The sequence below is a fragment of the Nocardia sp. NPDC004151 genome, assembly GCF_042874235.1.
Lineage (GTDB): Bacteria > Actinomycetota > Actinomycetes > Mycobacteriales > Mycobacteriaceae > Nocardia.
In genome coordinates, this window is sequence record NZ_JBIAMR010000017.1 from 84625 (window position 1) to 108843 (window position 24219).

Annotated in this window: 22 protein-coding genes and 1 riboswitch; of the genes, 9 read left to right on the forward strand and 13 right to left on the reverse strand. The window is 69.1% G+C overall.

Annotation, left to right across the window (positions count from 1 at the left end; translation table 11 throughout):
* Positions 1-56: 56 nt before the first annotated feature.
* The 3 genes from ACFYTS_RS30120 to fgd form a co-directional block, all read right to left on the reverse strand.
* Positions 57-1253, reverse strand: coding sequence for an acetate kinase (locus tag ACFYTS_RS30120; protein WP_387308940.1), 1197 nt, complete (start codon positions 1251-1253; stop codon positions 57-59).
* Complete coding sequence (gene pta, locus ACFYTS_RS30125) at positions 1254-3332, reverse strand: phosphate acetyltransferase (RefSeq protein ID WP_357284789.1); 2079 nt, start codon at positions 3330-3332, stop codon at positions 1254-1256.
* Positions 3333-3423: 91 nt separating this feature from the next.
* Positions 3424-4431, reverse strand: coding sequence for a glucose-6-phosphate dehydrogenase (coenzyme-F420) (fgd, locus tag ACFYTS_RS30130; RefSeq protein WP_387308941.1), 1008 nt, complete (start codon positions 4429-4431; stop codon positions 3424-3426).
* A gap of 193 nt (positions 4432-4624) precedes the next feature.
* Here fgd and ACFYTS_RS30135 point away from each other — a divergent pair, with 193 nt between their 5' ends.
* The gene (locus ACFYTS_RS30135) at positions 4625-5383 is read left to right on the forward strand and encodes an HAD-IIA family hydrolase (RefSeq protein ID WP_357094669.1); all 759 of its coding nucleotides are present in this window, start codon (positions 4625-4627) and stop codon (positions 5381-5383) included.
* Here ACFYTS_RS30135 and ACFYTS_RS30140 read toward each other — a convergent pair whose 3' ends face one another.
* The 3 genes from ACFYTS_RS30140 to ACFYTS_RS30150 all read right to left on the reverse strand — a co-directional run bounded on the left by ACFYTS_RS30140 (position 5384) and on the right by ACFYTS_RS30150 (position 7619).
* The gene (locus ACFYTS_RS30140) at positions 5384-5845 is read right to left on the reverse strand and encodes a MarR family transcriptional regulator (RefSeq protein ID WP_357284795.1); all 462 of its coding nucleotides are present in this window, start codon (positions 5843-5845) and stop codon (positions 5384-5386) included.
* The gene (locus ACFYTS_RS30145) at positions 5842-6480 is read right to left on the reverse strand and encodes a type 1 glutamine amidotransferase family protein (RefSeq protein WP_357284797.1); all 639 of its coding nucleotides are present in this window, start codon (positions 6478-6480) and stop codon (positions 5842-5844) included. The genes ACFYTS_RS30140 and ACFYTS_RS30145 overlap by 4 nt, the downstream gene beginning before the upstream one ends.
* Before the next feature lie 137 nt (positions 6481-6617).
* Complete coding sequence (locus ACFYTS_RS30150) at positions 6618-7619, reverse strand: helix-turn-helix transcriptional regulator (RefSeq protein ID WP_387308942.1); 1002 nt, start codon at positions 7617-7619, stop codon at positions 6618-6620.
* A gap of 113 nt (positions 7620-7732) precedes the next feature.
* Between ACFYTS_RS30150 and ACFYTS_RS30155 the strand changes: the two genes are divergently transcribed.
* Positions 7733-8200, forward strand: coding sequence for a VOC family protein (locus ACFYTS_RS30155; RefSeq protein WP_387308943.1), 468 nt, complete (start codon positions 7733-7735; stop codon positions 8198-8200).
* 171 nt (positions 8201-8371) lie between these two features.
* On the opposite strand, the gene ACFYTS_RS30160 is transcribed toward ACFYTS_RS30155, so the two are convergent.
* The 3 genes from ACFYTS_RS30160 to ACFYTS_RS30170 form a co-directional block, all read right to left on the reverse strand.
* Positions 8372-9586: an O-succinylhomoserine sulfhydrylase gene (locus ACFYTS_RS30160; protein ID WP_357284804.1), complete on the reverse strand. Its 1215-nt coding sequence runs from the start codon at positions 9584-9586 to the stop codon at positions 8372-8374.
* Positions 9583-10005, reverse strand: a complete 423-nt coding sequence (locus ACFYTS_RS30165) for a rhodanese-like domain-containing protein (protein WP_357284807.1) — start codon at positions 10003-10005, stop codon at positions 9583-9585. The genes ACFYTS_RS30160 and ACFYTS_RS30165 overlap by 4 nt, the downstream gene beginning before the upstream one ends.
* 14 nt (positions 10006-10019) lie before the next feature.
* A riboswitch (SAM riboswitch) is annotated at positions 10020-10135 on the reverse strand.
* Between the two features lie 63 nt (positions 10136-10198).
* Positions 10199-10633, reverse strand: coding sequence for a hypothetical protein (locus ACFYTS_RS30170; protein ID WP_357284810.1), 435 nt, complete (start codon positions 10631-10633; stop codon positions 10199-10201).
* 222 nt (positions 10634-10855) lie between these two features.
* Here ACFYTS_RS30170 and ACFYTS_RS30175 point away from each other — a divergent pair, with 222 nt between their 5' ends.
* From ACFYTS_RS30175 to ACFYTS_RS30185, 3 genes are all read left to right on the forward strand, one after another.
* Positions 10856-12247, forward strand: coding sequence for an FAD-dependent oxidoreductase (locus ACFYTS_RS30175; protein WP_387308944.1), 1392 nt, complete (start codon positions 10856-10858; stop codon positions 12245-12247).
* Between the two features lie 91 nt (positions 12248-12338).
* Positions 12339-13205 carry an amidohydrolase family protein gene (locus ACFYTS_RS30180; protein ID WP_357284816.1) on the forward strand — a complete coding sequence of 289 codons (867 nt, stop codon included), beginning with the start codon at positions 12339-12341 and terminating at the stop codon, positions 13203-13205.
* A gap of 100 nt (positions 13206-13305) precedes the next feature.
* On the forward strand, positions 13306-14403 hold the full coding sequence (locus tag ACFYTS_RS30185) for a CaiB/BaiF CoA transferase family protein (protein ID WP_387308945.1): 1098 nt from the start codon (positions 13306-13308) through the stop codon (positions 14401-14403).
* A gap of 84 nt (positions 14404-14487) precedes the next feature.
* Here the strand turns inward: ACFYTS_RS30185 and ACFYTS_RS30190 are convergent, their stop codons facing one another.
* A complete protein-coding gene (locus tag ACFYTS_RS30190) occupies positions 14488-15024 on the reverse strand; it encodes a YceI family protein (protein ID WP_379274717.1) in 537 nt (178 codons plus the stop codon).
* A gap of 102 nt (positions 15025-15126) precedes the next feature.
* On the opposite strand from ACFYTS_RS30190, the gene ACFYTS_RS30195 reads away from it, so the two are divergent.
* The 3 genes from ACFYTS_RS30195 to ACFYTS_RS30205 all read left to right on the forward strand — a co-directional run bounded on the left by ACFYTS_RS30195 (position 15127) and on the right by ACFYTS_RS30205 (position 19979).
* Positions 15127-15948 carry a helix-turn-helix domain-containing protein gene (locus ACFYTS_RS30195; RefSeq protein WP_357284824.1) on the forward strand — a complete coding sequence of 274 codons (822 nt, stop codon included), beginning with the start codon at positions 15127-15129 and terminating at the stop codon, positions 15946-15948.
* A gap of 64 nt (positions 15949-16012) precedes the next feature.
* Entirely contained in the window at positions 16013-18625 is a 2613-nt protein-coding gene (locus tag ACFYTS_RS30200) for a LuxR C-terminal-related transcriptional regulator (RefSeq protein WP_387308946.1), read from the forward strand.
* A gap of 343 nt (positions 18626-18968) precedes the next feature.
* Positions 18969-19979, forward strand: coding sequence for a hypothetical protein (locus tag ACFYTS_RS30205; RefSeq protein ID WP_387308947.1), 1011 nt, complete (start codon positions 18969-18971; stop codon positions 19977-19979).
* Between the two features lie 365 nt (positions 19980-20344).
* Here ACFYTS_RS30205 and ACFYTS_RS30210 read toward each other — a convergent pair whose 3' ends face one another.
* Together ACFYTS_RS30210 and ACFYTS_RS30215 are read right to left on the reverse strand one after the other, a co-directional pair.
* Entirely contained in the window at positions 20345-20905 is a 561-nt protein-coding gene (locus ACFYTS_RS30210) for a methylated-DNA--[protein]-cysteine S-methyltransferase (RefSeq protein WP_357284831.1), read from the reverse strand.
* Between the two features lie 52 nt (positions 20906-20957).
* The gene (locus ACFYTS_RS30215; RefSeq protein ID WP_387308948.1) at positions 20958-21260 is read right to left on the reverse strand and encodes a hypothetical protein; all 303 of its coding nucleotides are present in this window, start codon (positions 21258-21260) and stop codon (positions 20958-20960) included.
* Between the two features lie 62 nt (positions 21261-21322).
* On the opposite strand from ACFYTS_RS30215, the gene ACFYTS_RS30220 reads away from it, so the two are divergent.
* Positions 21323-22816: a PLP-dependent aminotransferase family protein gene (locus ACFYTS_RS30220; protein WP_357284837.1), complete on the forward strand. Its 1494-nt coding sequence runs from the start codon at positions 21323-21325 to the stop codon at positions 22814-22816.
* A 72-nt stretch (positions 22817-22888) separates the two neighbouring features.
* Here ACFYTS_RS30220 and ACFYTS_RS30225 read toward each other — a convergent pair whose 3' ends face one another.
* The gene (locus ACFYTS_RS30225; protein WP_357284840.1) at positions 22889-24178 is read right to left on the reverse strand and encodes an adenylosuccinate synthase; all 1290 of its coding nucleotides are present in this window, start codon (positions 24176-24178) and stop codon (positions 22889-22891) included.
* Between the last annotated feature and the right edge of the window lie 41 nt (positions 24179-24219).

The window sequence follows — 24219 nt, forward strand, 5'->3', positions numbered from 1 at the left end:
AACCGGGTCCGGGCACCACTGTGCCGACCGCATCATGATGATTTCGTGAGGAAGCCTCAGCCGACCAATCGCGCGGCCGCGCGGGCGATGGCGAGCTCCTCGTTGGTCGGCACCACCAGCACCGAGATCTCCGAGTCGTCGGCCGAAATGCGACGTGCCATCCGGTCTTCGGCGGTGTTCCGGTCGGCGTCGATCCGGATGCCGTAGCGCTCCAGACCGGCCAGCGCCTCCGCGCGCACCCGCGCGTCGTTCTCGCCGACCCCGGCGGTGAACGTGATCGCGTCCACCCGGCCCAGCTCGATCAGATACGCGCCGATGTAGCGCCGCAACCGGTGGATGTAGACATCGAACGCGAGTTTCGCGGTGGGATGGCCGGTTTCGATGAGACGGCCCAGCTCGCGGAAGTCATTGACGCCGGACAGGCCCTTGATCCCCGAATACCGGTTCAGCAGGGCGTCCACATCGTCGACATCCATGCCGGCCGTGCGGATCAGATGGAAGATGATGCCCGGATCCAGATCCCCGGACCGGGTGCCCATGACCAGGCCCTCCAACGGCGTCAGGCCCATGGTGGTGTCCACCGCCTGCCCGGCGCGAATGGCGGAGGCGGACGCGCCGTTGCCCAGGTGCAGCACGATCTGGTTCAACTCGGCGCGATCCCTGCCGAGGAAATCCGCCGTCTGCCCGGACACGTAGTCGTGCGAGGTGCCGTGGAACCCGTACTTGCGAACCCCGTGCGCCGCGGCGGTTTCCGCGTCGATGGCGTAGGTCTTGGCGGCGGCGGGCAGATTGTGGAAGAAGGCGGTGTCGAACACCGCGACCTGCGGCACCCGCGGCAGCAGCGCCCGCGCGGACTCGATGCCGGTGACGTTCGGCGGATTGTGCAGGGGCGCCAGGGAGGACAGGTCGGTGATGGCCTGCACGACGTCGTCGGTGATGAGCGTCGGCTCGTAGAACACCTCGCCGCCGTGCACCACCCGGTGCCCGACCGCGCCCAGATCGGCGTGCGCCAGATCCTGGCCGCTCGCGATGAACAGGTCGAACACCACCTGCAGGCCCTGCGCGTGATCGGCGATCGAGCCCTGGTACTCGAAAGTCTTCTCTCCCGTGTGGTGTTCGACGGTCACCACGTCCGGTTCGACCGCCTCGCCGATGCGCTGCACCATGCCGTGCGCGCACACGTCGGCCGTGGCGGGCTCCAGCAGCTGGTACTTGATCGACGAGGAACCCGAATTGATCACCAGGACCTTCATTTACGCCTCCTGCTGCGCCTGAATCGCGGTGATCGCGACCGTGTTCACGATGTCGGCGACCAGCGCGCCCCGCGACAGATCATTGACCGGCTTGTTCAAACCCTGCAACACCGGGCCGATCGCCACCGCGCCCGCACTGCGCTGCACGGCCTTGTAGGTGTTGTTGCCGGTATTGAGGTCCGGGAAGATGAAGACCGTCGCCTGCCCGGCTACCTCGGAATTCGGCAGCTTGGTCTTGGCCACCGCGGGCTCGATCGCCGCGTCGTACTGGATCGGGCCCTCCACCAACAGCTCCGGCGCGCGATCGTGCACGAACTTGGTGGCGTCACGCACCTTGTCGACATCCGCGCCGGTGCCCGACTCTCCCGTCGAATAGGAGAGCATGGCCACGCGCGGGTCGATGCCGAACTGGGCGGCGGTCCGCGCCGACGAGATGGCGATATCGGCCAGCTGATCCGAGGTCGGGTCCGGCACCACCGCGCAGTCGCCGTACACCAGCACCCGGTCCGCCAGGCACATGAGGAACACGCTCGACACCGTGGACACGCCCGGCTCGGTCTTGATGATCTCGAACGACGGGCGGATGGTGTGCGCGGTGGTGTGCGCCGCGCCCGACACCATGCCGTCCGCGACCCCCATGTGCACCATCATGGTGCCGAAATACGAGATGTCGCCCATGTATTCGCGGGCCCGGTCCACGGTCATGCCCTTGTGGGCGCGCAGGCGGGCGTACTCCTCGGCGAATTCGTCACGCAGCGGGCAGGTCTGGGGATCGAGCACCTCGGCGGCGTCGATGTTCACGCCCAGTTCGGCGGCGCGGCCGCGCACCGCGGTCTCGTCGCCCAGAATCGTCAGATCGGCGATCTTGCGCTGCAGCACCCGGCCGGCCGCGCGCAGGATGCGGTCGTCGTCGCCCTCGGGCAGCACGATCCGCTTGCGGTCGTTGCGGGCGCGCTCGATCAGCTGGTACTCGAACATCTGCGGGGTGACGATGTTCGGAATGGGAACCTCGATCTGCCGCAACAGCTCTCTCGGATCGACCCGCTCCTCCATGACGGCCAGGGCGGTGTCCACCTTGCGCATGCTCGACAACGACACCCGGCCCCGGGTCAGCGCGGTGGCCTTGGCGGTCTCGTAGGTGCCGAGATCGGTGGCCAGAATCGGCAGCCGGGGCTTGAGACCCGCCATCAGCCGGGCGATGGCGGGCTGGGGGCGGATAGCGCCGTTCATGATGATGCCGGCCAGCGACGGAAAACCTTCCGCCTCATGGGCATTCACCAGGGCCAGCAGCACGTCGGAGCGGTCACCGGGGGCGATGACGGCGACACCGTCGGTGAGGCGTTCCAGAATGTGCTCGGCCGTCATGCCGCCCACCATCACGTGCAGCGCCTCACGGTGCATGAGTTCCGGGTCGCCGCTGTAGATCTCGCCACCGATGGCCTCGCGCAGCTCCTCCATGGTGGGGGCCTGCAGCAGCGGCACCTCCGGCAGCGTCCAGGACGGCACCGCGCACGCCTTGGCCAGGGCTTCGGCGTCGGCCTCCAGCTGATCGGGCTCGCAGCGGTTGGCGATCACCGCCACCAGCTTGGCGTGCTCGGCCACCAGCTCGTTGCGGCACAACTCCACCAGCTGACCCAATTCGCCCGGGGTGCGGCCGATTCCGCGCACCACCAGCAGCACCGGCGCACCCAGGTTGACCGCGATGCGGGCGTTGAACCGCAGTTCGCTGGGGCTGGCCACATCGGTGTAGTCCGAACCCAGGACGAGCACGGCGTCGCACTGCTTGGCGACGGCGTGATAACGCATGACGATCTCGCTGATCGCGGCGTCCGGGTCCGCGTGCACCTGCTCGTAGGTGACGCCGGTGGCCTGGTCGTAGTCGACGTCGGAGGTCGAGTATTCGAGCAGCAGCTCGAGAATGTAGTCCCGGGCGGTGGCGGACCGGGTGATCGGCCGGAACACGCCCACTCGTGGGGTCGTGGCGGCCAGGGCCTGGAGAACGCCGAGCGCCACCGTCGATTTGCCGGTGTCGCCCTCGGGGGACGCGATGTACACACTGGAGACCGGTGTGGCAGCCATGGGCGAAAGCCTACCGACCGTTATGCGCTGTTTTCCGCAGGGACGGACATCCGGATCGGACGCCCGTCCCCCACCCGAGTGGCGGAATACCTCAGAGGGCGCGCAGCCTGGGGGCCAGGTCGCGCTGGAACAGGTCCAGGAAGCGACGCTGGTCGTGGCCCGGGGCGTGGAAGACCAGGTGGTTCAGGCCCGCATCCAGATACGGCTTGATCTGCTCGACGGCCTGGTCCGGGTCGCTGGCCACGATCCAGCGCTTGGCGATCTGCTCGATCGGCAGCGCGTCGGCGGCCGCCTCCATCTCCATCGGATCGGTGATCGAGTGCTTCTGCTCCGCGGTCAGCGACAGCGGAGCCCAGAAACGCGTGTTCTCCAGCGCCAGAACCGGATCGGTGTCGTAGGAGATCTTGATCTCGATCATCCGGTCGATGTCCTCGACCGCACGCCCCGCCTTGGCCGCACCCTCCGCGACCGCCGGCATCAGCTTCTCGGTGTAGAGGTCCATGCCCTTGCCCGAGGTGCAGATGAAACCGTCACCCGCGCGACCCGCGTACCGGGCGACCAGCGGGCCGCCCGCCGCGATGTACACCGGGATGCCGCCCTTGGGCACGTCGTAGATGGAGGCGCCGACGGTCTTGTAGTACTGGCCGTCGAAGTCCACGCGCTCGCCGGTCCACAGCGCGCGCATCAATTCCACCGACTCGCGCAGGCGGGCGAACCGCTCCTTGAACTCCGGCCACTCGCCCTGGAACCCGGTCGCGATCTCGTTGAGCGCCTCACCGGAGCCGACACCCAGCATGATGCGATCCGGGTACAGGCAGCCCAGGGTGGCGAATGCCTGCGCGATCACCGCCGGGTTGTAGCGGAAGGTCGGGGTCAGCACCGAGGTGCCGAGCTGAATGCGGTTGGTGCGCTCCCCCACCGCGGCCAGGAAGGCCAGCGAGAACGGGGCGTGCCCGCCATTGTGCCGCCACGGCTGGAAATGGTCGGACACCGTCGCGCTGTCGAGGCCGTGCTCCTCCGCCGCCACCGCGAGCTCCACCAGCTCACGCGGGCCGAACTGTTCGGCGGACGCCTTGTAGCCGAGCTTGAGGTCCTTCACCTGGGCACTCCTGTCGCCATGCTGCGCTCGCACCGGTCGGCGCGAACGGCCTACTTCGCACAGTAGTCAGCACCGGAAGACGATGCGGCAGCGGTCACACCGCAGGAATATGTGAGCTTTCGATCCGCGGATAGCGGAGAATATGCGCGTGACCAACGCGAGCCGAGAACCGATCCTTTCCTACCTGACCGATATGGACGGCGTCCTGGTCCACGAGAACCACCTGGTGCCCGGAGCCGACGAGTTCCTCGCCGAACTGCGCGACAATCAGATCCCGTTCCTGGTGCTCACCAACAACAGCATCTACACCGCGCGCGACCTGCAGGCCCGGCTCCAGCACACCGGCCTCGACATCCCCGTCGAATCCATCTGGACCTCCGCCCTGGCGACCGCCACCTTCCTGAAGGACCAGCGGCCCGACGGCACCGCCTACGTGGTCGGCGAATCCGGGCTCACCACCGCGCTGCACGAGATCGGTTACGTCCTCACCGATTCCAACCCCGACTACGTGGTGCTCGGCGAAACCCGCACCTACTCGTTCGAGGCCATCACCACCGCCATCCGCCTGATCGCGGCGGGTGCGCGCTTCATCGCCACCAATCCCGACGCCACCGGGCCCTCGCGCGAGGGCATCCTCCCGGCCACCGGTTCGGTCGCGGCGCTGATCACCCAGGCCACCGGCAAGAAGCCGTACTACGTGGGCAAACCCAACCCGCTGATGATGCGCTCGGCGCTGCGCCGGCTGGGCGCGCACTCGCAGTCCACCGTCATGATCGGCGACCGCATGGACACCGACGTCATCTCCGGCCTGGAGGCGGGCATGCGGACCATCCTGGTCACCACCGGCATCTCGACGCCCGCCCTGGTCGAGCAGTTCCCGTACCGCCCGACCGCCATCCTGCCGTCGGTCGCCTCGCTGGTCGGCAAGACCAAGGACCCGTTCGCGCTGTAGTCAGGCGGCGCCCGTCGCGTCGTCCTCGAGCACGTCGAGGGCGGCCGACAGGGTCGTCAGCGCGTCCACGACCCGCTCCAGCTCGGCCCTGCCCAGGTGCGCGACAAGGCGTTTCGCCATCGCCGCGTGCTGTGGGTCGATCGCGCGGACCGCGTCGTGACCCGACTCGGTGATGGCCACCAGCTTGGCGCGCCGATGCGCCGGATTCGGCTTGTACTCGACGAATCCCTTGCCCTCCAGCACATCCGCGATGCGCTGCACGCTCTGCCGGGTGATACCCATCTCCCGGGCGATGCCCGCCACCGGCAGCGGCTGGTGCAGGATCGCGCCCAGCACCTGCCACCACGCCACCGTGATCCCGGACGGCCTCGCCAATTCCTCGGCGATACCGAGGAATTGGCCGTTCAGCTTGAACGACGTGACCGCCGCCGTCGCGAATAGTTCCTGCCCGGTACGCGTCACCGCGCCGCCGCCCGCTGCTGCTCGTACTCGTAGAGCGTGTAGAAGCCCGCGGGATCGTTGTTCCCGTACAGCTTGTACCAGGCCTCCAGGACGTGCGGCTCGAAAATGTCCAGGCGAGCGAGGATCTCGCGCGCGAACTCGACCGGGCTGGTGCCGGACGCGGTGATCACATCGCCACCGGTGACGGCCGGCGCCTGGACGAAGTGCTCGCCGCCCGCGTAGCCGCTGTAGGCGAGGTATTCAGCGGCATTGCTGGTGTGCGGCCGGTCGTCGAGCAGCCCCTCCTGCGCCAGCGCGAAGGTTCCGCCGCAGATCGCCGCCACCGGCACCCCGGCCGTCACGAACTCGCGGGCCTTGCGTGCGAAAGCGGCGGGCGTCTCGGAATCCAGCTCGGTCTCCAGACCCGGCAGGATCAGCATGGCGCTGTCGCCGGACTTCAGATCCTCGAGGGCGAGATCGGGCAGGATGCGCATGCCGCCCATCGAGGTGATCGGTTCGGCGCTGATGGCGACGGTCTTGACCTGCCACGTTCCCGGGTCACGGTGCCAGAGTGCGCGATTGATGTGTGCGGTCGCATGGCCGACCTCCCAGTCCGAGAAGGTGTCGTAGACGGCCATGTGAACTGTTTTCATCATGACAGCATGCTGTCATGATTGACAGCATGCTGTCAATAACTCGGAGAAGCGCCCACACGCAGTAGTGCCGCGAGCGACAACCACCTCCCCCTCTCGAGGCCGTCGCCGCGCGAGTTCGGCCGATGCTTCGAACAGGCTTATGACTCCGGGCGTGCGGCACGTGCGGCGCGCCGGGACAGCGCGGCGAAGGCATCACGCAGTGCGTCCGGGCCAATGACCTCGATCTCGGTGTCGAAACGCGCCAGCATCGCGGCGAGCGCGACCCAGGACCAGGAACCGGTCAGCAGTCTGGTTCGGGCGGGGCCGAGTTCCTCGACGATGCCGTCGCCGGCGAACGGGGCAACCTGTGCGGCGGGGAGGTCGAGGACCACCTCACCGCGACAGGGCCAGATGTTCGCGCTGTCGGAACCCTTGAACCGGGCGGACAGGAACGCGGCGACGTCGCCACCTGGAACTTGCCGGGGTATGAAGCGCGGCCCGTTCGGGACGCGCAACGCCATCCGATCGGCACGATGAATCCGCCAATCCTGCCGCTCGGGATCCCATCCGATCAGATACCAGCGTCCAGCCCGGACCACGAGGTGGTGCGGCTGTACCCGCCGCGCCGGCCGCGACCCGGGATCCCGCGGCCCGGCCGCCGACCGGTAGTCGAACCGCACCTCCTCCGCGGATCGGACGGCGGCGCTCAGCGCGAGCAGAACGGCGGTGTCGACTTGGGGATCGGCGCCGGGCCCGGCCGCTTCGATCGCGGTCACGTCGAGGGCGTCGACACGCTGCCGCAGGCGGGACGGCAGCACCTGCCGCACAGTCGCCAACGCGCGCGCGGCTGCCTCTTCGATACCGGCACCCGTCCCGGCCGCGATCCGCAACGCCACAGCGAGCGCGACCGCCTGCTCGTCGTCGAACAGGAGCGGGGGCAGCTCGCTACCCGCCTCGAGCCGATAACCACCCTCGGGTCCCTTGACCGCCCGGACGGGGTAACCGAGTTCGCGCAGCCGATCGACATCGCGGCGAACCGTGCGTTCGCTCACCGCCAGCCGCTGGGCGAGCAGCGATCCCGGCCAGTCACGGCGGACCTGCAGCAACGACAGCAGCGAGAGCAGGCGGCGAGACGTCACCTTCGAAGACGCGGTCGGCATGCTCCCCAGGCTGCCAGAAATAGCGGACGTTCCCTGGCCGGTACTGCTGCCAGGGTGGCGTTGTCGCCGGAACCCTCCGGCGGCGACATCACCTCCGAAGGGACCCGATCACCATGTCGGTAAACGCTGTCGCCCACCTGAACTTCCACGGTCAGGCCCGTGCGGCCCTGGAGTTCTACCAGTCGGTGTTCGGCGGTCAGACCACCATCGCCACCTACGGCGACTTCGGGATGCCCGCGGAACTGCCAGAAGCCACCAAGGTGATGTTCGGACAGATCATCGCCGGCAGCGGCTTCCGGGTCATGGCATACGACGTCCCCGGTGCGGACACACCGGTCGCCCAGGACGCGCCCACCACCCGCCGCGAGAACGGCACCACCCGCACCACGGAACCGTTCTTCCTCTCCGTCCGCGGCGACACCGTCGAGGAGGTCGGCGCGCTGTGGGAACGCCTCGCGGACGGGGCAAGCGTCATCGAGGAATTCGGCCCGGCGCAGTGGGCGCCCGGTTTCGGGATGCTGCGCGATCGCTTCGGCATCACGTGGATCCTCGACGTCACAGCCGAGTACAACCCGGCCTGACGCCATTCCACCGGGGTGCGGCCGATCCGGTCACACCCCAGTCCCTGCCGCGAAATTCCCAGCAGCACAGGCGGTATCGGCCGGTCGCAGGCGCCGGGGTGGTGCCGGGCTGACGGAATGACGAAAGGGCCGGAACCCAGCGGGTTCCGGCCCTTCGCAGAGATCTTCGGATCAGCTCAGCGCGTGATCCAGATCGTTGAGGAGATCCTCCACGTCCTCCAGACCGATGGAGACGCGCAGCACACCGTCGGTAATGCCCACGGCCGCACGGCCTTCCGGCCCCATCGCCCGGTGGGTGGTGGTGGCCGGGTGGGTGATCAGCGTCTTCGCGTCACCGAGGTTGTTGGAGATGTCGATGATCCGCAGCCGGTTCAGCACCTCGAACGCGCGCTTCTTGGCCTCGTTGTCGTCGGCCTTCAGCTCGAAGGTGATCACCGTGCCGCCGCCCGACATCTGGCGCTTCGCCAGCTCGTACTGCGGATGCGAGGACAGGAACGGGTACTTCACCCACGCCACCGCCGGATGCGACTCCAGGAACTCGGCGATCTTCAACGCCGAGTCCACCGACTGACGCAGGCGCAGCGGCATCGTCTCCAGACCCTTGAGCAGGGTCCAGGCGTTGAACGGGCTCAGCGCCGGACCGGTGTGGCGCATCAGGTTCTTCACCGGGCCGTCGATGTAGTCCTGCGGACCCAGGATCGCGCCGCCGAGCACCCGGCCCTGGCCGTCGATGTGCTTGGTGCCCGAGTAGACGGTGATGTCCGCGCCCAGATCGAAGCCGCGCTGCAGCAGCGGGGTGGCGAAGACGTTGTCCAGCACCACCTTCGCGCCCGCCGCGTGCGCCAGATCCGAGACCGCGCGCACATCGGTGAGGGTCTGCATCGGGTTCGAGGGGGTCTCGAAGAAGACGGCCTGGGTGGGAACGGACAGCGCCTGCTCCCACTGGTTCAGGTCCTCGCCGTCGACGAACACCGTCTCCACGCCCCAGCGCGGCAGGATCTCGTTGGCCACCACGAAGCAGGAGCCGAACAGGCTACGCGCCGCGACCAGCCGGTCACCGGCGGACAACAGCGCGCCCAGCGCGGTGAACACCGCCGACATGCCCGACGCGGTCGCGAAACAGGCCTCCGCGCCGTCGATCAGGCGCAGCCGCTCCTCGAACATGGCGACCGTCGGGTTGCCGTAGCGCGAGTACACGAAGTGCTCGATATCGCCGGTGAAGGAGGCTTCGGCCGCCTCGGCGCTCTCGTAGACGAAACCCGAATTGAGGAACAGCGCCTCGGAGGTCTCGTCGAAGCCGGAACGCCGGGTGCCGCCGCGCACCGCCTGGGTGGCGGGGCCGACGCCCTCGGGGAGCGGTTTCTCGAAAGAGCCGCCGGTGATCATGACTGCCTCCACGGAAGTCCGTCGGCGCGCCAGCCGGTGCTGCCGCGGTGGCCCTGGCCGTCGAGGGCGCCCTCGAAGCCGTCGACCACGTTGAACGAAGGGGTGATGCCGAGCGTGGTGGCGGCGGTGGCCGCGCCGATCGAACGCTGGCCCGAGCGGCAGATGAAGATGACGGGCGCGTCCGAGTCCGCGGTACGGTCGGCCAGCGACTGCTTCAGCAGGTCGGTGAACCGGGCATTGGGGGTACCGGTCACGTCGACCCATTCGATCAGCGCGGTCGGGCGGCCGATGCCGCTGGTGTCGGGCACGCCGACGAACCGCCACTCGGCCTCGGTGCGCACGTCCACCAGGACCGCGTCGGGGTTGTCGCGCAACAACTCCCACGCCTGCTTGGGCGTGATGTCACCGGCGTAGCTCACTTGTACCTCCTGAGAATCCGCACTTGCCGCACCGCTGTCCGATGCGAGGCCAGGTCGTCACCCGGAGCACCCCACCGCGGAGGAGGGTTGCCGACCAGCCAGCCGGGGCTTGGCGCTGGTACTCATGACCTGGGATTGAGATTGCCGAAGAACCATCCCCACTGTCAAACCCCGGCGGCGCACTCGGCTGTTGTCACGAATTACAGACCAACCAGCGGGAATTCTCCTTGGCGAAGTGCCACGTCGACGTCGACGGCGCCCCGGCGACGGTGAACGTGACCTGCGCGGTGGCCTGGTCGCCCGTGACGGACGCGTCGGTCAGCTTGTCGAAGGCGATCGAGCCGCCGGTCGCGGTGGCCGCCTTCAGCGGCGAGGCGTTCTCGTCGAATCCCTTGCAGGACAGCGCCGGGTCGTACTGCCCCTTCTCGTTGCGGGCCATCACGAACTTGGTCGCCGCCAGCGAGAGCCGATCGGAATCTGTGACATTCTTCTCAACCGGCGACACGACCGACGCGATCACGATTCCCAGGATCACCATCGCGATGATTCCCGCCGCCACCAGGAACGGCCACATGCTGCGGGTCTCGTTCTGGTCGATCCGGATCGGGGTCTCCTCGGCGTCGCTCATGGGTAGATCATGCCTGGTCCCCTTGTGCGGGCCGCCGCGTGCCATCGATAGAATCAGCAGAATTTCCCGCCCCAGCGCGGGAATAGCAAGACTACGCAGCAACGCTGCAGCGTCGGGGGCCAACGGAGGCCGCCGAGGCCAGAGCGTCAACTTAGCCTAAGCTAAGAGCGACGGCTGAGTTTTGACGGCAAGTTAGTTTCGACCCAAAGGGTGCGCGGAAGAATGACCGAACAGAGTGCAGCGACCCGCCCGCTACGCATTGCGATCGTGGGCGCAGGACCGGCCGGCATCTACGCCGCCGACGCGTTGATGAAGTCCGACGCGGACGTGAGCATCGATCTCTACGAGCGCATGCCCGCGCCCTTCGGCCTGATCCGCTACGGCGTGGCGCCGGACCACCCGCGCATCAAGGGCATCATCACCGCGCTGCACAAGGTGCTCGACAAGCCGCAGGTCCGCCTGCTCGGCAATATCGACTACGGCGTCGACATCACCCTCGAGGACCTGCAGCAGTTCTACGACGCGGTCATCTTCTCCACCGGCGCCAACGCCGACCGCGCGCTGGGCGTGCCGGGCATCGACCTGGACGGCTCCTACGGCGCCGCGGACTTCGTGTCCTGGTACGACGGCCACCCCGACGTCGCCCGCTCCTGGCCGCTGGAGGCGGAGAAGGTCGCCGTCCTCGGCGTCGGCAACGTCGCCCTCGACGTGGCGCGCGTGCTCGCCAAGACCGGCGACGAGCTGCTGCCGACCGAGATCCCGCCGAACGTCTACGAGGGCCTCAAGGGCAACAAGGCGCTCGAGGTGCACGTGTTCGGCCGCCGCGGTCCCGCGCAGGCCAAGTTCACCCCGCTCGAGCTGCGCGAACTCGACCACTCGCCGACCATCGAGGTCATCGTCGACCCCGAGGACATCGACTACGACGAGGGCTCCGAGGCCGCGCGCCGGCACTCCAAGCAGGTCGACATGATCTGCAACACCCTCGAGCAGTGGGCCATCCGCGACGTCGGCAACCGCCCGCACAAGCTGTTCCTGCACTTCTTCGAGAACCCCTCGGAGATCCTGGGCGAGGACGGCAAGGTCGTGGGCCTGCGCACCGAGCGCACCCAGCTCGACGGCACCGGAAACTGCAAGGGCACCGGCGAATTCAAGGACTGGGACATCCAGGCCGTGTACCGCGCGGTGGGCTACCTGTCGCAGAACATCCCGGCCCTGCCCTTCGACGACCAGGCCGGCACCGTGCCCAACGAGGCCGGTCGCGTGATCATCGACGAGGACGCCGACGGCGCGGCCCGCTACATGCCCGCTACCTACGTCACCGGCTGGATCAAGCGCGGCCCGGTCGGCCTGATCGGCCATACCAAGGGCGACGCCAACGAGACCATCGCCTGCCTGCTCGACGACGCCGCCAACTTCGCCCCGGCCGCCAAGCCGGAGCTCGAGGCCGTCACCGAGTTCCTCGAGGGCAAGGGCATCCCGTTCACCACCTGGGCCGGCTGGTACCGCCTGGACGCGCACGAGCGCGCCCTCGGCGAGCCGCAGGGCCGCGAGCGGGTCAAGGTCGTCGAGCGCGACGCGATGCTGGCCGCCTCCGAGCCCGACAAGGCCTCCTGAGCGGTCACCGACCCGACGTCCTGACCAGCGTGAATCCGCCTGCTGGACAAGGTTGTCCACACTTGTCACCGTTCTGAGGCATGCTGATCACGTGTTCGATGCCCATCTCCACATCTTCGATCCGCGGTTCCCGCTGGTCGAGAACGAGGGCTACCTGCCCGACCCGTACACCATCGCCGACTATCGCAAGCGCATGTCCCGCTTCGATATCGACGGTGGCGCGGTGGTCAGCGGGTCCTTCCAGGGCACCGATCAGAGCTATCTGCTGGCCGCCCTCGCCGAACTCGGCGAGGGCTGGGTCGGCGTCACCAATCTCCACGTCGACGCGAGCGACGCCGAGATCCTCGCGCTGAGCAAGGCCGGGGTGCGGGCCATCCGGTTCAACCTCAAGCGGGCGGGCGGCGACATCGTCGGACTCACCATGCTGGCCCTGCGCGCCTACGAACTGGCCGGGTGGCATGTCGAGCTCTACATCGACGGGTCCATGCTGGGCTCGCTGGAACCGGTCATCACCAAGCTGCCCAAGCTGTCCATCGACCACCTGGGCATGTCCGACGACTGCCTGCCGTACCTGCTCAATCTGGTCGACCGGGGAGCCAAGGTGAAGGCCTCCGGCTTCGGGCGGGTGGCGATGAATGTCGGCTCGGCCCTGCGCAAGATCCACACCGTCAACCCCGAAGCCCTCATGTTCGGCACCGATCTGCCGGGCACCCGGGCCGGACGGCCCTTCCGCGACGCCGACATCTCCCTGCTCGCCGACTCCGTGGGCTCGGATCTGCACAAGGTCCTGGAAGACAATGCCCGCGCCTTCTACGGCCTGCCCGCCAAGGTGCGCGACTTCGAGGACCCGGCCGCGAACCGCTCGACCGGGGAACCGCCGACGCTGCGGCTGCCGCGCTCGGAACTGCCCGCTCCCCAGCACCCTGCCACGCTCCCGCTGCCCCGCATCGATCGATAGGCCGCGCCCTCCGCGCTTCCGAACCTTCGCGTTATTGTCATAGCGTCAACACCGGCGGGTGAGCCGGTGCGCAGCATTCGACGACGAACCGAGGTAGGGCGTGAGCACTCCATCCACCGCCAAGCAGGGCCCGCTCGCGGGCATCCGGGTTGTTGAACTGGCCGGCATCGGCCCCGGTCCGCATGCGGCACTGCTGCTCGCCGACCTCGGCGCCGACGTGGTCCGGGTCCAGCGGCCCGGCATGCTGCCCGGCTTCATGGAACGCCCGCAGTGGCGCGGCCGCACCATCGTCGAGGCCAACCTCAAGGATCCCGCCGACATCGAGAAGGTGCTCGGCCTGATCGACAAGGCCGACGTGCTGCTCGAGGGCTTCCGCCCCGGCGTCACCGAGCGCATGGGCCTGGGCCCCGACGCCGCGCTGGAACGCAACCCGCGCCTGGTCTACGGCCGCATGACCGGCTGGGGCCAGTACGGCCCGATGGCCGACCGCGCGGGCCACGACATCAACTACATCTCCCTCACCGGTGTGCTGAACGCCATCGGCCGCAAGGGCGAGCGGCCGGTTCCGCCGCTGAACATGGTCGGCGACTTCGGCGGCGGTTCCATGTTCCTGGTCTTCGGCATCCTGGCCGCGCTGGTGGAACGTCAGAACTCCGGCAAGGGCCAGGTCATCGACGCCGCCATGATCGACGGCGCGCTCGCGCTGTCGCACATGATCTGGGGCATGAAGGGCGTCGGCCTGTGGTCGGACGAGCGCGGCACCAACCTGCTCGACACCGGCATGGCGTTCTACGACACCTACGAGACCTCCGACGGCAAGTACATGGCCGTCGGCTGCATCGAGCCGCAGTTCTACGCCGAACTACTGCGGGGCCTGGAGATCTCGCCCGAGGGCCTGCCCAACCAGCTCGACCCCAACGGCCAGGACCAGCTCCGCAAGCTGTTCACCGAGAAGTTCAAGACCAAGACCCGCGACGAGTGGTGGGCGATCTTCGAGCACACCGACGCCTGCACCACCCCGGTGCTGACCTTCACCGAGGCCGAGCAGAACCCGCACATCCAGGCCCGCACCGGCCTGGTCGAGATCGACGGCGTCGTACAGCACGCCCCGGCGCCGCGCTTCTCGCGCACTCCGGCCGCGGTTCCGACGCCGCCGCCGAACGAGGGCACCCCGATCGAGAACGTCTGGGCCGACTGACCTCCCCGTAGACGGCCGAACGCCCCCTCTGGAATTCCACAGGGGGCGTTGACTTTTCCGATGCGGCGGGGTGTCGCTCGGGAATTACGGGGCGACCAGCTGGATGTCCAGCTCGATGGCGATCTTGTCGCTCAGCATGGCGTTCGGCATGCCCGGCGCGACGTCGAAATCGCTGCGCTTGATGGAGCCGGTGGCGTTGAAGCCCGCGTGCTCCTTGTTGTCCTGCGGGAAGACCTGCACGCCGCCCCACTCGACCGCGAGGGTGACCGGCTTGGTGATGCCGCCGATGGTGGCCTCACCGGTGACCTCGAACTCCTCGGAGAGGGCGATCGGCTCCGGGATGCGGAAGGTCAGGTGCGGGCGGTTGGCGACATCCAGGATGTCGGCGCTGCGGACGTGGCCGTCGCGCATCTCGTTGCCGGTGTCGAAGGAGTCGAAGTAGATGGTGGCCTCGATGGCGGCCTCGCCGGCCTCGTTGACCACGAAGCCGGTCTCGAAGCGGTTGAAGCGGCCGCGGACCTTGGAGATGCCCAGGTGCTTCACGGTGAAGTTGACCGAGGAGTGGGCGGCGTCCAGGGTCCAGGAGCCGGGGGCGAGGGTGGTCTGCTCGGAAGTCGTCATGTCACCTACCGTAAGTGGACTCCGGTCCGTTTATCCACACCGTGGTTATCCGGGGACTGGCAGGGCGGGGATAACGGAACACGGACCAGGCAGTATGGAAGGGTGTCCCGTTCCGAATTCGCCGAGTTCCTGATCGCCCGACGCGCCCAGCTGCAGCCCGAGGACGTCGGCCTGCCCAGCGGCCGCCGCCGGCGCACACCCGGCCTGCGCCGCGAGGAGGTGGCCGCGCTCGCCGGAGTCAGCGCAGACTACCTGGCCCGGCTGGAACAGGGACGCGACACCAACCCCTCCACCGCCGTGCTCGCCGCGCTCGCGGATGCCTTGCGGCTCAACGAAGTCGAGAAGCACCACTTCGGCAAGCTGGCCCTGAGCCTGGAACAGAAGACCTCCTGCCCGGCCGCCGGACAGGCCCGCGAACAGGTCTCCGACACCATCCAGGCCGTCATCGACGCCCTGCAGCCCACGCCCGCCTTCGTGCTCGGCCGCTGGCTGAACCTGCTGTCCTGGAACCCGTCCTTCCGCGACTTCGCCGAACCGCTCGGCATGTTCGACACCGAGGCGCACAGCAACTTCGCGATCTACGTCTTCGACCATCCGGCCGCCCGGAAAACCTTCCTGAACTGGCCCGACGTCGCCGACATGGCCACCTCGGCGCTGCGGGCCGCCGCCACCCGGTTCCCCGACGACCCGTCGGTCGCCGGGACCATCGAGACCCTGAGCCGCAATCCCGAATTCGAGCGGCGCTGGCGCGAGCACCGGCTCACCGACTTCCGTTCCGTCGTGGTGCGCCTGCAACACCCGCTGCGCGGCGAGGTGGAGGTCGAAGTGGAGACCCTGGATCCGGCCGCAGACCAGACGGTCATGATCTGGCTGGTCGACCGGCGACACGCCCGAACCCCCGGATTGCGGCTGGTCAACGAATAAAAACCGCAGCTCGCAGGCCCGCGTTCCGACCGCCGGGGCGGGCCCGGAGAACTACAGTTGACCTATGGCTCGGAATTGGCCGATGGTCGAACGGGAGAACGAGCTCGAATCGATCAGGTCGGCGCTCACCGGCGGCGACTTCGTCGGTGTGGTGCTCACGGGTGACGCGGGGGTCGGGAAAACCACGCTGGCGCGAATGGCCACCGCCTCCGCGGGAAATGTCCGCTGGGTGGCCGGCACCGAGTCCGCCCGCAGCATTCCGCTCGGGGTCTTCGCGCACATGGTGGGGGTGTACACCGCCCACGACCCGGTGACCTTCATGGCCGCCGCCCGCGAAGCGCTGCTCTCCGACGGGCACACCATCATCGGCGTCGACGACGCCCATCTGCTCGACCAGCTCTCCGCCACCCTGCTGCTGCAGCTGGCCATCGACAAGGCCGCCCACATCGTGGCCACCGTGCGCAGCGGGGTGCAGGTGCCCGACGCCATCACCTCGCTGTGGAAGGACGGCCATCTGCTGCGCATCGACCTCAAGCCGTTCACCCAGCGGCAGAGCGTCGAACTCGTGGAATCCATGCTGGGCGGGCAGCTGGAGGGCTTCACCGCCAACCTGATGTGGGAATCCTCCGGCGGCAACGCGCTTTTCCTGCGCCACCTCGTCGACGGCGCGCTCGAGGCGGGCACGCTGCGACAGGTCAACGGGGTGTGGCAGCTGCGCGGGCGGGCCGCGGTCACCTCGGAACTGGCGGCGCTGCTGGAGGATCGGGTGGAACAGCTGCCCGAATCGGTGCTGCGGGTGCTGGAACTGCTCACCTTCTGCGAGCCCATCGACCTGGACGTGTTATCCGAGATCGCGGGCGAGGAAGCCGTCGAATCGGCCGAAACCCGCGGGCTCATCAGAATTGTCGAGAACGAGCACCAGCTGCTGGTGCGCTACAACCATCCGCTGTTCGGCGAGGTGATCCGGCGGCGACTGGGCATCGCGTCGGCGCGGCGGCTGCGCGGGCGGCTGTACTCCTCGCTCAAGGACCGGCCCGTCAACTCCGCCTCCGAACGCATCCGGCTCGCCGAATTGGCCTTGGACAGCGACAAATCCGCGGACCTGGAGCTGTTCCAGGCCGCGGCCGCCGACGCCATCAGCCTGGCGAATCTGTCACTGGGAGAACGGTTCGCGCGCGCCGCGGTGGAACGACAGGGCGGCGTCGAGGCCGCCGATCTGCTCGCCCGCGCCCTGCTCTGGCAGGGGCATCGCATCGAGGCCGAACGCACCCTCGCCGGATTCGACCCCGACCAGCTCACCGAGGTCCAGCTGGCGCGCTGGGGCAGCACCCGGGTCGCGAATCTGCTGTGGTCCATGGGCGACGCCGACCGCGCCGACGAGGTGCTGGCCTCGGTGCGCAAACGGGTCAGCCACCCGAAAATCATTGCGGCGCTGGACGGCCTGGCCTCCGCGTGCGCGGTCAACGAGAACCGCATCGAGGAGGCGTTCACCCTCGCCGAATCGGTCATGTCCACGCCCGAGGCGCCGCCCTGGGCGGTGTACTGGGCCGCGTTCGGCGGCGGGCTCGCGCTGGCGCTCATGGGGCGCGGCGAGGCGGCCCGGCAGTACGCCGCCCGCGGGCACGCCGTGGAACCGCACATCGACGGCCTGAACCGGTTCATGTTCACGCACGCGGAAGTCCTGGCGCTCACCTTCACCGGCGAACTCGAAGCCGCACGGGGGTGCGCCAACCGGCCCTACCCGTTCTCCTCCGCCGGGCAATACCTGGCCTGGGGCCTGGCCAAGATCCTGCAGGGCACCGTGGATGTGGCGCAGGGCAAGTTCCCCCAGGGCATCGACAATCTCGAGCAGGCGCTCGCCGCGCTCACCACCGAGGGCGCGGCGGCCTGGATGTTCCCGGCCCAACTGCGCCTCGCGGAGGCCTATTCGGCGCTCGGGCGCTCCGCCGACGCCGCGGAAGCCATTGCGGCGGCGTCCTTCCGGGGCGGGCGGCACAGCGCGGTGTACGAGGCGATGCTGGATTTGGCGCGCGCGATGCAGGCCGCCGCCGAAGGCACCGCGACGCCCGCGGTCCGGCTCGCCATCGGCGCCGCCGACCTGGCCGCGCGATCGCATCAGCATGCTGTCGAAGCGATGGCGCTGCACACCGCCGCCCGCTTCGGCGATGCCACGGTGGCAGGCCGGCTCGCCGATCTGGCGGCGCGCATCGACGGGCGGCTGGTGCAGGTGCAGGCCCGGCACGCGGTCGCGGTCGCCGCCCACGACGGGCCCGGATTGGACACCGCCGCAGCGGAATTCGAGTCCATCGGGGCGATGCTGTCGGCCGCCGACGCCGCCGCGCAGGCCGCGTCCGCGCACGAGCGGGCCGGGGATCGCCGCCGCCTGCTGGAATCCGCGGCCACCGCCAACCGGCTCGCCGCCGCCTGCGGCGGAGCCTCCACCCCGGCGCTGCGGCAGTCCGCACAGCCGTTACCGCTCACCGCGCGGGAACGGGAGATCGCGAATCTGGTCGCGGCCGGGCTGTCGAACCGGCAGATCGCGGATCGGCTGACCGTCTCGGTGCGCACGGTCGAGGGGCATCTGTACCGGGCGTGCATCAAGCTCGATGTCACCGATCGCGAGGCGCTGGCCGATCTCATGCGGGGCGGGACATCGTCCGGCAGCACCGTGAACTGACCCGACGTCGGGTTGTTCGCACCGCTTACCAGCAAAATATGCGATACCTCCCGCCACCCACGGTCATGTCACCGGGTCGGCAATTGAGGCTGGAGCCAACAGCTCTCCATCAGTCACCTTTCCGCGCAGCGTGAACCCGATGAGGGTCACAACCTGAGGGCCGGAAAACTTCGCACCCCCGATCCGGTGCTGTGACGTGCGTCAACGCGGTCACACCGGACCGGCGGCAACGCTCCGGCAGCGGCGGTCGCGAATCACCGGCATCGATGGACGGTCCGCCGGACCGGTGAAACGAAATACGTTCGGAAAGTTGGTGTTTCGCGTGCGTGGACGAAATCGTGAAATGAACAGCAGCGTCGCCCGGCGCGCGCTCGTGGTCGGGGCCATTCCGCTGGCACTTGCCGTGGCCTGCTCGAACGCCGGTGAACCGGCCCAGGTGGCCGACGGCACCGCCACCCAGGCTTCCATGCCCCTGACGGGCGGCACCGGCACACCCGGCGGCAACAGCTCCCCGCACAACACCGCCCGGCCCGGAACCGCCGACCCGGACTCGCAGGGCATCGACGCCACCGGCTCCGGCATCCTCCCCTCACTCCGCACCGCCGCCGCCCAGCCGGGCGTAGCGCTCCCCACCGGCGACCAGGACCACCCCGTCCGCGTGACGACCGTGCAGCCCGGCGTCACCATCCCGCGCCCCCGGCCCGCGTCGCCGCAGCCACCGTCCCAGCTCGCGGACTACCCGGTCCCCGCCAACTTCCGCCCCGTCCCCAACACCCGGGACGCGGCCCCGGCCCTGGACGTCCAATCCCTGCACGCCCCCACCGTCGTCACGCCGGTCCTCCCCATCGCCCCGCCCCCGCGCACCGTCCGTATCGGCGACTTCACCACCCTCGCCCCGGACGAACTCCCCGGCACCGTCCTCGACGGTGTCAACGGCGTCGCCGCCGAAGCCGAAGCGAGCCTCGCCACCGGCCTCAACTCCATCGGCGTCAGCCCGACCCGCTCCGACAAGATCGCCGCGGGCACCCTGGGCGGAGCCGCCATCGGAGCGGGCGCGGGAGCTGTGGGCGCGGGAGTCCCCGCCGCCCTGGTCGGTGCGGCCATGGGCGGAACGGCCGGTGCGGCCATCGGCACCGCGATCGGATTCGGCCTCGGATCCGCCGCCGCAGTGGTCATGCCGGGACTCGCTCCGATCGATGTACCCGGCGGCATGGTCGGTGGCGCGCTCATCGGTGGCGGTATCGGCGCGGCGGCCGGCGCCGCGGCCGTGGGCCTTCCCGCTGCCACCCTCGGTGCCGCCGTCGGCGGCACGGGTGGCGCTGCCATCGGCGGCTTCCTGGGCAGTGCCCTCTGATTCGGCCTCGGCCATGGCGCCGGTCATCACGACCGAGCCGGGCGGCGTGATCCGGGCGGATACCGCACCCGGCGAGTGGTGGAACTGCGGTGGCTGGAGTCTGCAGCCGCCGTAACGTCAACGGCGCGCCGCCGATCGGTCTCGTGCAGGGACCGGGGCACGGCGCGGATGACCTTCACCCCCGGCGCCGACGTGTGGGTGTTCTGCACACGCAACCAGCTCCCGGACTTGGACGTGGAGGCTCTCATCCGCCCGTAGCTCGGCTGGAATCACGTCATGAGAACTCGGGACTGACAGCGGATTTCGTGGCGACGCCCGCACCGGTCTGGTCGGTGTGGGCGTTGTCGTTGTTCGGGTGAGCAGGGTCAGAAGAGGGTGGGTTCGCCGAAGCCGGGGGTGCGCTCTATTTCGAGGAGGCGCTGTTTGGTGGTGAGGCCGCCGGGGGCGGAGAAGCCGTGGAGGGCGTGGTCGGCGGCGAGGACTCGGTGGCAGGGGATGATCAGCGGGATGGGGTTGCGGCCGAGGGATTGGCCTACGGCCTGGGCGCCGCCGGGGGCGCCGATGCGGTTGGCGACCGCGCCGTAGTTGAGGGTGTGCCCGGGGTCGATGGCGCGGGTGACCTCGTAGACGGCTCGGTCGAAGTCGTTGAAGAGGGTGGGGTCCACGGGAATCCAGCGGAGGTCGTCGAGGTCGCCGGTCAGGTGGGCCTGGATGCGGGCGATGGCCTCGGCCATCTCGGGGGTGGGGGCGGCCTCGTGGAGGTCGGCGCGGCGGTGGCGGCGCAGGATGTGGGTGCGGGTGGCCGCCGGGTCGCGGTCGGGGAGGGCGAAACGCAGGACGCCGGTGGCGCTCCACGCGATGGCGCAGACGCCGATCGCGGTATCGAAGAGCGCCGCCGACGCCTGGGGGCGGACCGGGGCGGACATAAGGCCAGTGTGCACGCTGGCACCGACAGAACGCAGATTCAAGGCCAGTTTGCTAGAACTGGACTGACTCATTGCGGCAGGGAATGGTGGAGAGGGCCGCCGCGGCCGGGGCGCCGCGGCCCGCCTTCCGGCGCGCGGGCTCCGAGGGCACGTCGGGACGCAGCGAGGCGATGGCGGCGAGGTCCGAATACTGGCGGGCCGCTTCATATTCGCCGACCGACCAGTCCGACATGGGGGCATGCGGGCGATACCGCTCCAGCAGCACACCCCAGCGCTCGCCGGGTGCGGGCGCGAACCGGTACACGAGACCGGCGAACGCGGCGACAATCACGAGGGAACCGAGTAGTGCGACCATGCCCCCATGGTGGACCCGCCCTGGACTTGAAGAAAATATCCAGTGCCTGGATACTGGCCTGTATGGCGACACGAGTGATCGGCGCGGCCAGCCTCACACGCGACCTGGGCCGGTGGCGTAACGACGAATCGGGCGCGGCCGCCGACAACGGCAAGCGGTCCACGCGGCCCGCGTACGTGGCCCTGGCCGAGAGCATCCGCCTGCTCATCCACGACGGCCGCGCCCCGCTGGGCGTGGCCCTGCCCAGCGAACGCGACCTGTCCACCAGCCTCGCGGTCAGCCGCACCACCGTCACCTCCGCGTATTCGCTACTGCGCGAACACGGTTACCTGATCAGCCGTCAGGGTTCGCGCAGCACGGTGGCGTTGCCGCCGACCGTGGTCCACGACGGCGCGAAGCCGGCCCGCAGCATCCTGGCCATGATGGCGCAGCCGGAACTGCCGACCATCGACATGACCTATGCGTCCATGGCCGCCCCGCCGCAGATGACCGAGGCGTACTCCTTTGCCCTGCAAGGTCTTCCGACCTATCTGGGTACGCACGGCATGGACCCGGTGGGCGTGCTCATGCTGCGCGAGGCGCTGGCCCGCCGCTACACCGAACGCGGCCTGCCCACCGAACCGGACCAGATCCTCATCACCCTGGGCGCGCAGCACGGCCTGCGCCTGCTGCTCAATGTGCTCACCACCCCGGCCGAGCGGGTCCTGATCGAGCACCCCACCTACCCGAACGCCATCGAGGCGATTCGCGATGTGGGCGCGCGCCCGGTGCCGGTGCCGATGCGCCCGGACGGCTGGGATCTGGACGGAATCCGCAGTGCCGCACGGCAAACCGCCGCCAGCATGGCGTACCTGATCCCCGACTTCAACAACCCCACCGGGCATCTGCTGGACGCGGAGGGCCGCGCCGAACTGGCCGCCATCGCCCGCGAGACCCGGATGACGGTGATCGTCGACGAGTCGATGGGCGACCTGAATCTCTCCGATATCGAATCCCCGCCGCCCGCGGCGGCTTTCGCCCGCGGCTCGGAGATCGTCACCATCGGTTCGGCCTCGAAGTCGTTCTGGGGCGGTCTGCGGGTGGGCTGGGTCCGCGCCAATCAGCCGTTGATCACCAAACTGCTGGGCACCCGCTCCACCGTCGACCTCGGCACCCCGGTGATGGACCAACTGGCCACCGTCCATCTGCTCCGCAACGAGGACGAGATCCTCACCACCCGCCGGGCGCAACTCCGCTCCCGCCGCGCGGTCCTGCTGGAAACCCTCGCCGAGGAACTCCCCGATTGGCGGGTCACCCCCGGCGCGGGCGGCATGTCCCTGTGGGCTCAGCTCCCCGCTCCGGTCTCGACGGCGCTCGCCGCCACCGCCCCCAATCACGGCGTATTGCTCGCCGCCGGACCACGTTTCGGCGTCCAGGGCGCGTTCGAGCGGTTCATCCGCCTCCCCTTCACCCACGAGGAGGCCGATATCCGCGTCGCGGTGAAGTCGATCGCCGCGGCGTATCAGGGCCTCACCCCGCACGCGGCCGACCCGCTGGCTCCCCTCATCACCTACTGATACCGCCGGAAACACTTCGCCCCCGCCGCATTCGATGCGGCGGGGGCGAAGTCGCTTCACGGCTCGGGCGTGTCAGCCCAGGATGTCGTGGCGGACGATGGTCTGATCGCGGCCCGGGCCGACGCCGATGCACGAGACCCGCGCGCCGGACAGCTCTTCCAGGCGCTGCACGTACGCCTGGGCGTTGGCCGGGAGCTCCTCGAAGGTGCGGCAGCCGGAGATGTCCTCCCACCAGCCGGGCATCTCCTCGTAGATGGGCTTGGCGTGGTGGAAGTCGGTCTGGGTGGTGGGCATCTGCTCGACGCGCTCGCCGTCGATCTCGTAGGCGACGCAGATCGGGACGGTGTCCAGGCTGGAGAGCACGTCCAGCTTGGTGAGGAAGTAGTCGGTGATGCCGTTGACGCGGGTGGCGTAGCGGGCGATCACGGCGTCGAACCAGCCGGTGCGGCGGGCGCGGCCGGTGGTGACGCCGACCTCGCCGCCGGTCTTGGCCAGGTAGGTGCCGGATTCGTCGAAGAGTTCGGTCGGGAACGGGCCGGAGCCGACGCGGGTGGTGTACGCCTTCAGGATGCCGAGCACCGTGGTGATCTTGTTGGGGCCGACGCCCGCACCCACGGCCGCGCCGCCCGCGGTCGGGTTGGACGAGGTCACGTAGGGGTAGGTGCCGTGGTCGACGTCGAGCAGCGTGCCCTGCGAGCCCTCCAGCAGCACGATCTCGTCGCGCTCCAGCGCCTCGTTGAGCAGCAGGCGGGAGTCGGCGATGCGGTGCTTGAAGCCCTCGGCCTTCTCCAGCACCTCGTCCACCACCTGCTGCGGGTCCAGCGCGCGGCGGTTGTAGATCTTGACCAGTACCTGGTTCTTGAATTCCAGTGCGGCCTCGACCTTCTGGGTGAGGATCTTCTCGTCCAGCACGTCGGCCACGCGGACGCCGACGCGGGCGACCTTGTCCTGGTAGCAGGGGCCGATGCCGCGGCCGGTGGTGCCGATCTTCTTGTTGCCGAGGAAGCGTTCGGTGACCTTATCGATGGCCACGTGGTACGGCATGATCAGGTGCGCGTCGGCCGAGAGCAGCAGGCGGGAGGTGTCCACGCCGCGCTCTTCGAGACCGGCGAGTTCGGCCAGCAGCACGCCCGGATCCACGACCACGCCGTTGCCGATGACGTTGGTCACATCGGGGGTGAGAATGCCGGACGGGATCAGGTGCAGCGCGAAGCTCTCACCGTTCGGCAGCACCACGGTGTGCCCCGCGTTGTTGCCGCCCTGGTATCGAACTACCCACTGGACTCGGTCACCGAGCAGATCGGTGGCTTTGCCCTTGCCTTCGTCGCCCCACTGGGCGCCGATCAGCACGATTGCCGGCATGCGAGTGTCTCCTACGGGTTCGACGCGCAGCACCCATGTTG

Excerpts from the sequence above, each read along its gene's own strand:
- ACFYTS_RS30120 (WP_387308940.1), bottom strand. The coding sequence starts at position 1,253 with ATGAAGGTCCTGGTGATCAATTCGGGTTCCTCGTCGATCAAGTACCAG.
- pta (WP_357284789.1), bottom strand. The coding sequence starts at position 3,332 with ATGGCTGCCACACCGGTCTCCAGTGTGTACATCGCGTCCCCCGAGGGC.
- ACFYTS_RS30135 (WP_357094669.1), top strand. The coding sequence starts at position 4,625 with ATGGACGGCGTCCTGGTCCACGAGAACCACCTGGTGCCCGGAGCCGAC.
- ACFYTS_RS30145 (WP_357284797.1), bottom strand. The coding sequence starts at position 6,480 with ATGATGAAAACAGTTCACATGGCCGTCTACGACACCTTCTCGGACTGG.
- ACFYTS_RS30150 (WP_387308942.1), bottom strand. The coding sequence starts at position 7,619 with ATGCCGACCGCGTCTTCGAAGGTGACGTCTCGCCGCCTGCTCTCGCTG.
- ACFYTS_RS30155 (WP_387308943.1), top strand. The coding sequence starts at position 7,733 with ATGTCGGTAAACGCTGTCGCCCACCTGAACTTCCACGGTCAGGCCCGT.
- ACFYTS_RS30160 (WP_357284804.1), bottom strand. The coding sequence starts at position 9,586 with ATGATCACCGGCGGCTCTTTCGAGAAACCGCTCCCCGAGGGCGTCGGC.
- ACFYTS_RS30170 (WP_357284810.1), bottom strand. The coding sequence starts at position 10,633 with ATGAGCGACGCCGAGGAGACCCCGATCCGGATCGACCAGAACGAGACC.
- ACFYTS_RS30175 (WP_387308944.1), top strand. The coding sequence starts at position 10,856 with ATGACCGAACAGAGTGCAGCGACCCGCCCGCTACGCATTGCGATCGTG.
- ACFYTS_RS30190 (WP_379274717.1), bottom strand. The coding sequence starts at position 15,024 with ATGACGACTTCCGAGCAGACCACCCTCGCCCCCGGCTCCTGGACCCTG.
- ACFYTS_RS30200 (WP_387308946.1), top strand. The coding sequence starts at position 16,013 with ATGGCTCGGAATTGGCCGATGGTCGAACGGGAGAACGAGCTCGAATCG.
- ACFYTS_RS30205 (WP_387308947.1), top strand. The coding sequence starts at position 18,969 with ATGAACAGCAGCGTCGCCCGGCGCGCGCTCGTGGTCGGGGCCATTCCG.
- ACFYTS_RS30210 (WP_357284831.1), bottom strand. The coding sequence starts at position 20,905 with ATGTCCGCCCCGGTCCGCCCCCAGGCGTCGGCGGCGCTCTTCGATACC.
- ACFYTS_RS30215 (WP_387308948.1), bottom strand. The coding sequence starts at position 21,260 with ATGGTCGCACTACTCGGTTCCCTCGTGATTGTCGCCGCGTTCGCCGGT.
- ACFYTS_RS30220 (WP_357284837.1), top strand. The coding sequence starts at position 21,323 with ATGGCGACACGAGTGATCGGCGCGGCCAGCCTCACACGCGACCTGGGC.
- ACFYTS_RS30225 (WP_357284840.1), bottom strand. The coding sequence starts at position 24,178 with ATGCCGGCAATCGTGCTGATCGGCGCCCAGTGGGGCGACGAAGGCAAG.